Source organism: Picosynechococcus sp. NKBG042902 (assembly GCF_963864045.1).
In the GTDB taxonomy this organism is placed as follows: Bacteria; Cyanobacteriota; Cyanobacteriia; order Cyanobacteriales; family MRBY01; genus MRBY01.
The window spans coordinates 1-12318 of sequence record NZ_CAWLTV010000051.1; the positions used below are offsets into that span (position 1 = coordinate 1).

Annotated in this window: 14 protein-coding genes; 5 read left to right on the forward strand and 9 right to left on the reverse strand. The window is 47.2% G+C overall.

Annotated elements, in window-relative coordinates; all coding sequences use genetic code 11:
- Nucleotides 1-289 precede the first annotated feature (289 nt).
- The 8 genes from egtD to AACR41_RS02005 all read right to left on the reverse strand — a co-directional run bounded on the left by egtD (nt 290) and on the right by AACR41_RS02005 (nt 8079).
- The gene (gene egtD / locus AACR41_RS01970) at nt 290-1258 is read right to left on the reverse strand and encodes an L-histidine N(alpha)-methyltransferase (protein ID WP_030007998.1); all 969 of its coding nucleotides are present in this window, start codon (nt 1256-1258) and stop codon (nt 290-292) included.
- A 46-nt stretch (nt 1259-1304) separates the two neighbouring features.
- Nucleotides 1305-2597: an ergothioneine biosynthesis protein EgtB gene (gene egtB, locus AACR41_RS01975; RefSeq protein WP_223209960.1), complete on the reverse strand. Its 1293-nt coding sequence runs from the start codon at nt 2595-2597 to the stop codon at nt 1305-1307.
- A gap of 49 nt (nt 2598-2646) precedes the next feature.
- Complete coding sequence (locus tag AACR41_RS01980; RefSeq protein WP_030008000.1) at nt 2647-3141, reverse strand: DUF427 domain-containing protein; 495 nt, start codon at nt 3139-3141, stop codon at nt 2647-2649.
- 128 nt (nt 3142-3269) lie between these two features.
- Nucleotides 3270-4154, reverse strand: a complete 885-nt coding sequence (locus tag AACR41_RS01985) for a hypothetical protein (protein ID WP_030008001.1) — start codon at nt 4152-4154, stop codon at nt 3270-3272.
- Between the two features lie 456 nt (nt 4155-4610).
- Complete coding sequence (locus AACR41_RS01990; protein ID WP_012305635.1) at nt 4611-5282, reverse strand: response regulator transcription factor; 672 nt, start codon at nt 5280-5282, stop codon at nt 4611-4613.
- Nucleotides 5283-5387: 105 nt separating this feature from the next.
- Nucleotides 5388-6857: a sensor histidine kinase gene (locus tag AACR41_RS01995; RefSeq protein WP_030008002.1), complete on the reverse strand. Its 1470-nt coding sequence runs from the start codon at nt 6855-6857 to the stop codon at nt 5388-5390.
- Between the two features lie 59 nt (nt 6858-6916).
- Entirely contained in the window at nt 6917-7522 is a 606-nt protein-coding gene (locus tag AACR41_RS02000; protein WP_030008003.1) for a cysteine dioxygenase family protein, read from the reverse strand.
- 251 nt (nt 7523-7773) lie between these two features.
- Entirely contained in the window at nt 7774-8079 is a 306-nt protein-coding gene (locus tag AACR41_RS02005; RefSeq protein WP_161768749.1) for a hypothetical protein, read from the reverse strand.
- Between the two features lie 21 nt (nt 8080-8100).
- Between AACR41_RS02005 and AACR41_RS02010 the strand changes: the two genes are divergently transcribed.
- A complete protein-coding gene (locus tag AACR41_RS02010) occupies nt 8101-8496 on the forward strand; it encodes a hypothetical protein (RefSeq protein WP_030008005.1) in 396 nt (131 codons plus the stop codon).
- Between the two features lie 207 nt (nt 8497-8703).
- Nucleotides 8704-9387: a TVP38/TMEM64 family protein gene (locus AACR41_RS02015; protein WP_223209961.1), complete on the forward strand. Its 684-nt coding sequence runs from the start codon at nt 8704-8706 to the stop codon at nt 9385-9387.
- A 19-nt stretch (nt 9388-9406) separates the two neighbouring features.
- On the opposite strand, the gene AACR41_RS02020 is transcribed toward AACR41_RS02015, so the two are convergent.
- The gene (locus tag AACR41_RS02020; RefSeq protein WP_030008007.1) at nt 9407-10399 is read right to left on the reverse strand and encodes a 2-hydroxyacid dehydrogenase; all 993 of its coding nucleotides are present in this window, start codon (nt 10397-10399) and stop codon (nt 9407-9409) included.
- Between the two features lie 160 nt (nt 10400-10559).
- On the opposite strand from AACR41_RS02020, the gene AACR41_RS02025 reads away from it, so the two are divergent.
- From AACR41_RS02025 to AACR41_RS02035, 3 genes are all read left to right on the forward strand, one after another.
- Nucleotides 10560-10862, forward strand: a complete 303-nt coding sequence (locus AACR41_RS02025; protein WP_012305642.1) for an HNH endonuclease — start codon at nt 10560-10562, stop codon at nt 10860-10862.
- Between the two features lie 91 nt (nt 10863-10953).
- A complete protein-coding gene (locus AACR41_RS02030) occupies nt 10954-11541 on the forward strand; it encodes a ParA family protein (protein ID WP_030008008.1) in 588 nt (195 codons plus the stop codon).
- Nucleotides 11541-12296: a ParB/RepB/Spo0J family partition protein gene (locus AACR41_RS02035; RefSeq protein WP_052349723.1), complete on the forward strand. Its 756-nt coding sequence runs from the start codon at nt 11541-11543 to the stop codon at nt 12294-12296. Before AACR41_RS02030 ends, AACR41_RS02035 begins: the two co-directional genes overlap by 1 nt.
- Nucleotides 12297-12318: the final 22 nt, after the last annotated feature.

Sequence of the window (12318 nt, forward strand, 5' to 3'; positions counted from 1 at the left end):
ATTAATTATATGGCTTACTGGATAGCTAAGTGTTCATTTTTCTGTTTGCTCTAGCCTGCATCGGATTGATTGTTGCCAGAAAAATATCGAGGCGATCGCCAAAAGACCTAGTCTTAAAATTCCCTGAAGAATTTCTGCGGAAATCACCGTAGTGAACTAAGTTTCCAATAATGTCGTGAAAATGATTACCATTAAAAATGTCTTCTCAATTGATAATCAATGTAAAAAAAATCTCAGTAAATTTTGTCTTATGAGAAGGATGAAAAATCTTAGATTTTGCATAACTAAATTAATCTGCTAATTTCTGCCAAACGGAATTTACATAATATTTTTGTTGATCTGAAAAAGTATGTAGTACCCGAAAGTGATGCTGCTCCGCCAGTTCCTTAATCTGTTTGCGGGAATATTTCCGGGAGGTTTCCATGTGAATCGCCTCCCATGCCTCGAAAATATAACTCTGGGACAGTTTATTGAGAGTAACGGTTTGGGTACAGGTACTAACGAGATAACTTTGCGCCTCGCCGGTGAGGGGATGATAAATGGGGCAATGTTGAAAATGATCCAGTTGAAAATCACCCTCTAGTTCTCGATTAATTCGTTCGAGTAAGTTGAGGTTGAAAGCACGGGTCACTCCCTGGCTATCGTCGTAAGCTTTGAGGATAATTTGGGGATCTTTCATCAGATCAAAACCCAACATAATCAAGTCACCTGGATCAAGATTGCGGGTAATATTTTGCAGAAAATCAGCGGTTTCTTGGTCTGAAAGATTACCAATGGTTGAACCTAAGAATAATAAAATCTTGCGCCGACTTAAATCATGATCCAGAAAATCGGTATGAAAATAATCTCCTTGGATCGGAGCAATGCTTAGATTGGGTAAATCAGCCTGAATAGTCTCTGTTAAATGGGTCAGAATATTTTCAGAAATATCGACGGGGGCATAGATAAAATCAACAGCTTGACTTAGAAAGTAATCAAGTAAAATCTTGGTTTTTGAACCATCCCCAGCACCTAATTCTACCAGGGTAAACGGTTGGCGATCGCCATAAAATAAGTCTAGGATATGTTGCTTTTGGGTTAAAAAGATTTCCCGCTCACAACGGGTTAAATAATATTCATCTAAGGTCATAATTTGCTGAAATAAAGCATCACCTTGGGCATCATAAAAATATTTACAAGGTAAACTTTTGGGAGAGTGAGATAAGCCCCGGTGGACATCTAAAGCAAAGGAATTAAGGGTTAAATTTTGACTGGGCATAACATTGTGAATTAGTAAAAATAAAAAACGGCAAGATTTCCTGGACTCAAGAATATTCCGCAAGGCGTAAACCGGAAAATTGCCAACGCATTTGTGGGTGAAAAAAGTTACGGTATGTGGGTCGGATATGTTCCCTTAAAGTCGCACAGGAACCACCCCGGAGTACCATCTGATTCACCATAAATTTACCGTTATATTCCCCCAGGGCACCCGCCGGAATTTCATAGTACGGATAGGGGCAATAGGGACTACTGGTCCATTCCCAAACATCCCCATAAAATTGTTGACTGTGTTGTGTTCGTGGTTGGGGATGCAGTTGCTGGGAATTCAAAAAATTAGCAGTTTGAGGAATCTCAGGTTCGGATAAATTGCAAGCCACTTCCCACTCAAATTCAGTGGGTAGACGTTTTCCGGCCCACCGGGCAAAGGCATCCGCTTCGTAGAAACTAATGTGGGTGACGGGAGCGTCCCAATCGAGGGCTTCGTAGCCATGTAATGTGTAGTGGCACCAACCTTGCTGCTCTGGGCTTTGATCCAAGTGCCAATATAGGGGAGCTGTGAGGTTTTCTGCCTGGATCCATTCCCAACCTTCCATGAGCCAATATTGGGGATTTTGATAGCCGCCAGATTCGATAAATTCTCGGTATTCACCGCAAGTAATTAGACGGTCGAGGATGCGGTACTGATGCAAAAAAACTTGATGTCTGCCCCGTTCATTATCAAAATAAAATGAGTCACCTTGATGGCCAATTTTATAGATACCTTCGGGAATTTCTAAATAATGTTGTGGTGGAGTTGATGTTAGCGTATGGGGCGTTTGTTGGGTCTCCAAAGGAGATTTGGTTACATAGGCCGGAAACAAGGGATTATGACCGAGAATATATTTTAAGTCGTATAACAATAGTTCTTGGTGTTGCTGTTCGTGGTGGATACCGAGGGTAATTGTTTCGTAGATTTGTTCTTGTTCAGGAAAATCAAACGCTTCGATATCCAGTAATAATGTTTCGAGAAATTGATCGACCGCATGACGGTATTCGATAATTTCAGCGACCGTTGGCCGTGATAAAAAACCCCGTTGCGATCGCCCCCATCTTTCTCCAGCCTGTTCATAGTAACTATTGAAAAGATAGGCATATTGGGGATGATGAGCTTGGTAATCTTTAAGGTTTTTTTGGAGAACAAAAGTTTCAAAGAACCAAGTGGTATGGGCGAGGTGCCATTTAGGGGGGCTCACGTAGGGCACAGGCTGAACAACCTGATCTTCTGGGGCGAGGGGCTCGGCCAGTTTAAGGGTGAGCGATCGCGTTTTTTGATAGTTTTCAAGGAGTGAAGCAAACATGGGCGATGTGATCATGCGGGTAAAGTAAAAGTAATTTTAGAAGAGGCGTTTACCAACCCCATGTGCCCACTTCTCCTTTAAAGGGGCCGACAATATCAGCGGTAATCCAACCGCCATAAAAATTACCCGCTTGGGGGGTGACTTTTTCTCCATTAACGTAGCAGGCATCCATCCCCTTGGCACTAAAGCCGTAGAAATTTTCAATGTCTTGGAAGGCTGGGGTCGGTTGAAAAAATCGCCAGGCAGCAGCTTCAAGACGGCGATCGCCCACCACCACATCGTAGTATTCGTAGCGGCCTTTCCATTCACAGATTCCCCGCTGGCGGTTGGGCACGAGGTACTGGCATTGGACGGCGGCGGCGGGAAAATAATAGCTTGGTGGATGGCTGGTTTCGAGCACCCGTTTTCCCCCAGTGGTCTCGGCAATGGTGATCTGATTACAGATAACGATGAGATGTTTCGCTGTGTCTTCTAGGCGGGCGGGACGGGGATAGTCCCAGACAGACTCTTGGTGGGGTTCAGGCTGAATTGGAATTGGTCGCATGAAAACATCTTTCCTCTCGAAGAATTATCCCGCCAAAGGCGATCGCCTTCTAGTGTGTGCTGTTTTGGCCTGGAAATTCAAGTCTGAGAGGTTTTCCGAAGGGTGTTGTCCGAAATTTCAATGCGCCGCTATAAGCTTGGGGTCACTTGTCCATAGGGAATTGCCTTCTCGGAGCCAGACTGTTCTACGAAGACACGACCGATTTCTCTGTCAACCCTTGCCACGGTGTATTCGCCAAATGAAGCCCCAAAAACCGCTTGCACTGTATCCCCTGCCTCTACATCGGGGACGAGCGGTACAGGTTTACAATCTGCTTTGTCATAAACCTTCATTCTGCCCGCAAAACCCAGGGTCAAGACTTTTTCGCCCGCAACTTTGACGATTTGCACAGAATTCCATCTTTCACCATCATTGGCCGCAATCATATTGCCTTCTTGCCAAGGATCAGTAATCTTTACGAAGGAATCAGGCGCAAGTGGATATTCCGTTGCACCGATAGATTTACCGCTGTCTTGGTCTGTTGCCGGATTGTCATAGGCCAAATCCAAATACATAACCACGGGTTCTTGGGGGTTTGCATCATCCACAACGATTGCGCGTTGCATCCCGGAGCCAGTTTGCCACCAGGTCAGGACGATGTCGCCTTTTTGCGCTGTTTGCCCTTTTGGGATCGGGATAATCATCGCGTTCGGCATTGTGACAATCCCGTCGAAGGTTGAGTCAATATCTGATTCAACTTCTCCTGGTGCGGACATCTGTGCAGAATAGTAAATGTAGGTTTCGTTCGCCGGGTTTTCTGAGGTTATGGCATTTGTCCACATCCTGTTTGTGGGGGTCAGTACATAATCTCCGGCTTCGGCTGTGATGCCCACTGTCGGGAAATCGAAGGGAGTCATGCCAGGGGCGATCGCTGTTGTTTCTTCTGTCACTTCGACTTCTGAAGTTTCAACTTGTGGCGTATTCTCGGTGTTGCTGTCTTCATTAGTACCGCAACTGCTTAAGGACACCAGCATACCGCTCGCTATTAGGGCTGTGGCAACAAATTTTTTGAATGTCATAATCCAGAGAGTTTAACTTTTTTCTAATCTATTTGTTTCTCAGATTAGGAGAGACTTACCTCAACAAAAATTAATCCTAAGAAAACCCTTAGAAAGTCTCTGGTTATGATGGTGACTACACAACTTTTACTGGATTTACTGCCTGAATAGTTTATCTTTGGGTTGAGATGGTTGCGGCAAAAGCTATTATTAAATCTTTTTTGAATATCTTTTTAGTTGTAAATTAAATCTGTTGATCTCTCTTGGCGACTGTGAAATAATTAGAATAAAATCAAGAAAAATTTGTGATAATTTACAGTTTAACTCCACTAAAATTTTGTCTAAATAAAAACTATTTTAGCGAGAAAAATAGTGACAACTAAATAAGCTTTATTGCACTTTAGTTTCATGTGCTCAAAACTGCTTTGAAATTTATTTCAAGACATAGCCCACACTGCGTACCGTATGGATCAATCGCTTTGGATTGGTTGCTTCGAGTTTCAGCCGTAAAGCCCGAATATAGACTTCAATCACGTTGGATTCTCCCATAAAGTCATAGCCCCAAACTTTTTCGAGGATCTGCTCGCGGGTTAGGACTTGCCGTGGGTGGCGCAGGAGTAACTCTAACAAATCAAATTCCTTGGCGGTGAGCTGGATCAGTTGGCGATCGCGGTAAACTTCGCGGGTAATGCCATTGAGAGAAAGATCCTCAAATTCTAATTGGTCAACGACTTCCCGGCGAGCACGGCGGAGATGGGCATTGACACGGGCCAGTAGTTCTTCAATGCTAAAGGGCTTTGTGACATAATCATCGGCCCCGGCGTTTAACCCAGAGACCCGATCAGAAATTTCATCCTTTGCGGTCAACAGAAGAATCGGCGTTTCAATGCCACTAGAGCGGAGTCGTAGACATAAATCTAGCCCCGACAAGCCCGGCATGAGCCAATCGAAAATCAATAGGTCATAGGTATTTTCTCGGATTAAATTTAGACTATCGATGCCGTTGTGGGCAACGGTGATCAAATAACCTTCTAGGCGTAATTCGGAGGCAACGAATTGAGCGAGGTTTTGGTCATCTTCGGCCAGTAAAATATGGGGTTTCATGGTCAGTGGGTGGTCGTCGGTAAGGGAAATTAATAAAGATGTGGTGGTGCATATTTGCAGAAAACTCAATGATCAACGTCTTTGTAAAGGAGAAATGCTTGGGGTTTAACCATGGCGGCGTAGTCCATCCTGCTCGGAGTTGTGGCTTGTGGAAACGGACTGAATATCCCACAGGGGAAGCTTTAGGGTAAAGCAACTGCCTTGGTGGGGCTGGGAACGGAGGCTAATTTTGCCACCCATGCCTTCGATGAGACTTTTGGCGATCGCCAAACCTAAACCCGTGCCATCCCGGGAGCGGGTCATGGTTTCATCCACCCGATAAAATCGTTCAAAAATGCGAGCTTGGTGGGCTAAGGCAATGCCAATACCCTGATCAACGATGTGGATTAGGGCCATCGGTGAAGCGGTTTCGAGGCAAATTTCAATGGCCTGGTCAGGGGCAGAATACTTTAGGGCATTATCAATTAGATTTAACATCACCTGTTGCAGTCGGTCTTGATCGGCGCGAATCACCACATCTTCTGGGGGCGTTTTGAGGTGAATGGGGCGTTGGTTGATCTGTTGACCCATGGCGCTGACTTCTTCGAGAAATGTATTGAGCATGACGGGCTGGGTGCGGAAATGTAAATGGCCCCCGTCGGCCCTGGCCAAATCCAACAAATCTTGGAGCATTTGAATGGTGTGGGTTGTTTCGGTGGCAGCGGTGGCGATCGCCTGCTGTTGATATTCACTGAGGTCATCGCTGCGACGCAGGAGACTCTGGAGATAGCCTTCGATAATCGTCAGGGGAGTACGGAGTTCGTGGGAAACATTACCGACAAACTGCCGTTGGTTGTCCCAGGCACTCGATAACCGGGACAACATTTCGTTAAATACCTGGGCCAAACCTAAAATTTCATCGGGCGCTTGCTGGAGTTCTAACTTTGCCCCTTGGAGGTCATCCGCAGAAATCGCCTGGGCCATGTTACTCATTTGGGCGAGGGGTTGGGTGACTTTTTGAATGCGGTGTATGATCGCGGCGATTAATAAAATAAGCGTTGCTCCACTGACCAGGCGCAGCCGCCACAAACTGACATAGAGTTTTTGCAGATCGGCGGTGATGTCCTGGGATAAATACAGTTGGCCTACGGGTTCCCCCGCGATCGCTAGGGAACTAATGCAAAGGACAATTTGGCGATCGCCCACACGCACAATTTGGGGGGGCATTGCCCCTTGCTCAAAGGTCATCAGATCGGGCACTTGGGCGACAAAATCAGCCGTCGCCGTTGATTGGGTCACCAGTTGACCGTCAGGATCTTTCACCCAAGCCATAACATCAGCAGTCGTCACCCGCTGGAGAGTGCGTACCAGACTGGTTTCTACGGGTTCCATTTCGCTATACAGTTCCAACTGCTCCGGAAACCGCGAGGCAATGTAATCTAGGGTTTGTTTGTGGGCCGCCACGAGGTTTTGCTCCATCTGCCAGCCCGCCCAAATGGCAACGATGCCGAGGCCACAGATCGATAAACCAGCCAGCTCAAAGGTGAGGCGAAATTGCAGGGAACTCGTCGAAAAATGCCAATGGTCTAATTTCAAGCGTTTGGCGATCGCCTTTTTTAGTTTTTTAGCCCCATCGCTTATTACCGGAAAAAAGATTAAAAATTTGTTGCCCTGCCCTGGTCGAGATCAAATTCAAAGCGTTGGTCATAGTCGGTTTCCCCATACACATTAAAGCTAATGGTTGGCGTCGTGCCCAATGCTTTCACCCGATGGATTGCGTCTGGCATTAAACAAACCAAATCCCCAGGATTTAATACTAAGCTCCCGGTCTCGACCAACTGGCTAGAATCTCCAGGCGATCGCCGCCAAAATTGATTTTCTTCCTGGCCTTGCAATAGAGCGACCAAGCCCCAACAACCATGGTTATGGATCGGCGAGACCCGTCGGGGTTCCCAGGCCACAAGCTGCACTGTGAGCGGAAAATCTGGTTCATCATACAAAATTTCCACAGCCCAACCTGTGTCTGGATCTGGCGCAATGGGGATCAGTTGCAGCCATTCTGAACTCTGCAACAAACGCTGCACTAAAGGGTATAGGGCCTGTAAACGTTGGCGATCGCCTGGCTCACGGTTTAGCAGATCTTCCAAATCTGTCAGGAAACGATAAAGCCGATAGGGTTGTGTTTTCGATGTCGGGAACTCAGTGGCTGGCCAAAGCTCCTGGGTGCCGCCGCGATCAATAAACCAAGTTTGTGGGGCCATAAATTCATGCAAAAGATGGGACGGCTTGTTTTTCTACAATGACATTTTTGCCTGAGTGATCGCTGATGGCAGTCTGAATTTTTCCTGAAGATTGCTCGACATTTTATTGCTCAATATTTTTAAGTTTTCTCTAGTTTCCCCTCATCTGCGCCTCATGTTTAGCCGATTTAATCAAGCTCAAGAACCACGGCAAAGCTTTGGTTTTAACTCAGCAATCTAATTAATTTCAGGAGAATGACCATGAAAATTCGCTATGCTGCCACCCTCGTATCAATCTCTTTGCTAAGTCTGGGGGCGATCGCCGGCTGTTCCGGTGTCAAAAACCCTTGCGCTGGACTGTTTAAAAATCCCTGTGCGAGTAAAACAGAAACAGCCGATCCCTGTGCCTCTAAAGCAAACCCTTGTGCGGCGAAGGAAAACCCCTGTGCTTCTAAAACCAATCCTTGTGCAAGTAAAACAGAAACAGTCGATCCTTGTGCTTCCAAAGCGAATCCCTGTGCCGCGAAGGCCAATGAAGCGGAATAAAAATATTTGCTGGCGATCGCTGCTGAAAACATTATGAATTTACGAAAAAAATTATGAAACAGGTGCCGCGTCTTGCGTTGTCGTTATTGCTGTTACGGCTCAGTATTTTTATTGTGATGTTTGTCTGGACATTGGATAAATTTTTTAACCCAGACCACGCCAGGGCCGTTTTCGAGAATTTTTATCTGATTTCTGGCCTCAGTAACGGGGTGATTTTTCTCATCGGTATTGTGCAACTGGCCATTGTGTTGGGTTTCGTGACGGGGTTCCAAAAAAATCGGTGTTATTTTTTGGTGTTGCTGCTCCATGCCGGGTCAACTTTTGCTTCCTTTCGGCAATACCTCGATCCTTTTAATAACCTCCTCTTCTTTGCGGCCTTACCGATGCTGGCTGCTTGTTGCACGCTCTTTTTGTTGCGGGATGCAGACACCCTCTGGACGGTGGATTAGAGGCGATCGCCGGATAAAAAGAATGATTAACTTGAGGGGAATTTGATGAAACCTGCTAACTTAAAGAGTGACACCAATCAAAAAATTAGGCATCAACGGCAACCAAAAAAATTACCTTGTTGGACAAGCTTTACGGGTTTAGCCTTGGGTGCATTCGGGGTAAGTATGCTTTTAGAAGTGGTTGCACTCTCAACATTTTTCGCTGGCATGGCGACGGCGGCCAGTTCAACATCAACCTTTGTCCAGGGGCTTTTTGGCACAGGATTTGATCCCCAGGCTTGGTTACTCCAGGGCTTGCAATGGATCGATAGTCTGGGTGCCCTGGGGGCGATCGCCTTTATGGTGCTTTATGTGGTGGCGACGGTGGCCTTTCTGCCGGGGTCTATTCTGACCTTGGGAGCCGGGGTTGTTTTTGGTGTCGCTTTAGGATCAATTTACGTCTTTGTTGGGGCAACCCTAGGGGCGATCGCTGCTTTCCTAGTGGGTCGTTACCTAGCCCGCCAATGGGTGAGCAAAAAAATCGCCGACAACCCGAAATTTCGCGCCATCGACGAAGCTGTGGGCAAGGAAGGCCTGAAGATTGTTCTCCTGACGCGTCTCTCACCTGTATTTCCCTTTAATCTCCTTAACTATGCCTATGGGGTCACGGGCGTTTCCCTAAAAGACTATGTCCTCGGCTCTGTGGGGATGATCCCTGGCACCATCATGTATGTCTACATTGGCTCCCTGGCCGGAAATCTTGCGACCCTCGGCACAGAAAGCACCAGCGCCAACCCTATTGCCCAGTGGTCGATCCGGATTCTTGGTTTTGTGGCTACTGTTGCTGTGACTGTCTATGTCACCAAAATCGCCAGACAAGCCCTAAACAAAACCGTGACTGATTTGAAGTGAGCTATTCTTGGCGCAGTTTCTAGGGACATAACTGATTCGTGCAAGCTTTGCCTTTCTCCAGTGCCTGTAAATTATCTAAGGTCGTCGTTGCAATATTTCCCAAGGCTTCCTGGGTGAAAAAGGCTTGGTGGGCAGTGATCACTACATTCGGAAAAGATTGTAATAACTGAAACGTATCATCTTGAATCACTGTATCCGATAGATCTTCAAAAAAGAGATTTTCTTCTTCTTCGTAGACATCGGTGCCAAAATAACCCAACTGACCTGTTTTCAGTGCCTCGATAACGGCCCTGGTATCAATTAAGCCCCCCCGACTGGTATTAATCAGCATGGCACCGGGTTTGATCTGGACGAGGGAGTTGGTGTTAATCAGGTGATAGGTGTCGGGTACTAAAGGACAGTGGAGGGAAATCACATCGGCTTGGGTGAGCAGATCTGGTAAATCTGTGTATTGGACACCCAAATCTAAACAGACAGAATTTTCTTGGGGATCGTGGGCCAGTAAACGACAGCCAAACCCTTGCATAATTTTGGCAAAGCATTCGCCAATTTTTCCGGTGCCAATAATCCCGACTGTTTTACCGTGGAGATCGAAACCCAGGAGGCCATTAAGGGCAAAGTTATCGTCCCGGACACGGTTGTAGGCGCGATAGAGTTTGCGGTTGAGCATCAAAATCAGTCCCACGGCATGTTCGGCCACGGCATAGGGGGAGTAGGCAGGCACCCGAACAACGGTCAAGCCTAATTTGCGGGCGACCTCAAGGTTGATATTGTTGAACCCGGCACAGCGTAGGGCAATGTATTGAGTGCCGTTGTGGGCGAGTTGTTTGAGGACAGCTTCTCCTAGGTCGTCGTTGATAAATGCACAAATGGCCGGAAAACCAGCGGCGAGGCTAACGGTATCGGGGGTGAGGCGTGGTTCGAGGAAGACCAGTTCGTGGTGAAAACGTTGGTTGGTGTTGTTAAAGGAGACTTGATCGTAGGGCTTGCTGCTAAAGAAGGCGATTTTCATGGTGCTTTGGGGTAATGGAGATGGTTTTTTTGGTGATTTCTTAATAATTAGGGTTAGAATCACAAAATAGGTCACAAAACAGACGGTATTGGCTGTGATGTTGGCCAGAATTTTTTAATACTGTAGCGATTTCAGGATTATCTTGCGGCGCTAGGTTTAGATGAAACATTCTTCTCGATATTCTGATGATTGGCAGGCGATCGCCTTACAAGTAAAAGAGGATGCAGACTGGCGCTGTGAACTCTGTGGCTTGGTTTGTATTCCGTCGGATGTGAAGGTCAAAGGCATTGATCGTCACCTGCGGGCTGTTTTAACCTTAAGCGTTCACCACAAAAATTACATCCCCGAAGACAATCGTCGGGAAAATCTCATCGCCCTTTGCTCGGCCTGTCATTTACGCCAACACCAACGCCGTTACGGCTCCCTTCCCCTTGGTCAGTTGAGTTTGTTCGGGGAAGCTTAGGTGCTTCTGGTCTTCTGGGTCTGGGGGGAAGTGGGTTAAACTTTCAGCTAGATCAATTGCTGTAATTTGATGTGGTCTGTGGGAAATGTCTATGAAAAAAATTGCGATTGTTAGTCGAAAAGGGGGCGTCGGCAAGTCCACATTAACGATGAATTTGGCTGTGGTGGCTGGGCCAGCCACGATCATTGATACCGACCCCCAGGCGAGTTGTGCCGATTGGGGCGATCGCCGCGCCGATGATCCGCCGTTAGTCCACACCGTCCCCGCAGGTCGCGTGCAAGTTTCCCTGAAGCGTTGTCAGACCGATTGGCTGTTTGTGGATACCCAACCCAGTGCCGAAGCAAGTTTAATTGAAATTGCCCAAATTGCCGATCTCTGTGTGGTGGTGTTACGACCTGGCCAACTCGAACTCGATGCCCTAGGAGCGACCCTCGCGGCAATCCGGGCGGCCCAAGCCCAAGCGGTTTTTTGCATTAACCAAGCCCATCCCCAGGCCAATTTGACGGAATTAATCGAGGGGCTCGCCGTCTACTACCCTGTCGGGCCATTGATTCGCAGTCGTGCCGATTTTCCTGCTTCTGTTGCCGAGGGGCGTGCTGTTACAGAATGGAATCCGGACGGCAAAGCAGCGACGGAAATTAAAAATTATTGGTTGTGGCTCCAGGAGTACCTAAACTAATGGCCCGTAAAAAAGCGACCCTGAATCTTGATCGACTCAACCAACGGGCGACGGCAGAATTCACCGCCGAAAAAGCCTATGAAAATGAAGTTAACCAAAATCTAAAGCTCCTGTTGTTTGAGGATATTTTGGATCGTCCGGGGGGAGATGCCCGTCCCCTCAATGATAAACACGTCCAGGAATTGGTCGATTCGATCCTGGTGCTGGGTTTAATTACTCCTTTGACGGTGGATCGCCATGGTCATCTACTGGCCGGGGGACATCGTCGGGAGGCCCTTTATCAAATTAAACTAGCCCACCCCGATCAATATGCGAGTTTATTTCCCGAAGGAATTCCGGTGCGGGTGGTGGATATTGACGCGGCGGCGGATGCTGTGGATGCCCTGCAAATTGAAATCGAAGAAAATACCCAACGGAAAAATTTTACGGTCACGGAGATTCGGGAGGCGGCAAAAAAGCTAGAAACTGCTGGTTATAAACGCTTACGGGGCCGACCCAAGACGGGAGAAAAATCCTTGAAACGGGAACTGGCTAAGGTTTTTCGGCTTTCTGAGGATCGGATTCAGCGCATTTTAAATGATTCTGCCCCAAAAGGTAGGCGTACACCTACCTTTTCGCCGGAGTCGGCGATCGCCACCGTCGAAAAATGGTCAAAACAACTGGCAGAGAGTGATGACACAAGCCTCAAGCCGATTCAAACCCAATTAAAAAAGCTCTTGGGGGAACTGCGCAAACTGCCGCCGTCGAGTCCTTAAAAAAGGTATGTTTCTAAAAGGT

Coding starts and splice junctions, on each gene's coding strand:
- AACR41_RS02010 (WP_030008005.1), top strand. CDS start 8,101: ATGAAACAGGTGCCGCGTCTTGCGTTGTCGTTATTGCTGTTACGGCTC.
- AACR41_RS02035 (WP_052349723.1), top strand. CDS start 11,541: ATGGCCCGTAAAAAAGCGACCCTGAATCTTGATCGACTCAACCAACGG.
- AACR41_RS02000 (WP_030008003.1), bottom strand. CDS start 7,522: ATGGCCCCACAAACTTGGTTTATTGATCGCGGCGGCACCCAGGAGCTT.
- egtD (WP_030007998.1), bottom strand. CDS start 1,258: ATGCCCAGTCAAAATTTAACCCTTAATTCCTTTGCTTTAGATGTCCAC.
- AACR41_RS01985 (WP_030008001.1), bottom strand. CDS start 4,154: ATGCTGGTGTCCTTAAGCAGTTGCGGTACTAATGAAGACAGCAACACC.
- AACR41_RS02025 (WP_012305642.1), top strand. CDS start 10,560: ATGAAACATTCTTCTCGATATTCTGATGATTGGCAGGCGATCGCCTTA.
- AACR41_RS02020 (WP_030008007.1), bottom strand. CDS start 10,399: ATGAAAATCGCCTTCTTTAGCAGCAAGCCCTACGATCAAGTCTCCTTT.
- AACR41_RS02030 (WP_030008008.1), top strand. CDS start 10,954: ATGAAAAAAATTGCGATTGTTAGTCGAAAAGGGGGCGTCGGCAAGTCC.
- AACR41_RS01980 (WP_030008000.1), bottom strand. CDS start 3,141: ATGCGACCAATTCCAATTCAGCCTGAACCCCACCAAGAGTCTGTCTGG.
- AACR41_RS01990 (WP_012305635.1), bottom strand. CDS start 5,282: ATGAAACCCCATATTTTACTGGCCGAAGATGACCAAAACCTCGCTCAA.
- egtB (WP_223209960.1), bottom strand. CDS start 2,597: ATGTTTGCTTCACTCCTTGAAAACTATCAAAAAACGCGATCGCTCACC.
- AACR41_RS02005 (WP_161768749.1), bottom strand. CDS start 8,079: ATGTTTTCAGCAGCGATCGCCAGCAAATATTTTTATTCCGCTTCATTG.
- AACR41_RS02015 (WP_223209961.1), top strand. CDS start 8,704: ATGGCGACGGCGGCCAGTTCAACATCAACCTTTGTCCAGGGGCTTTTT.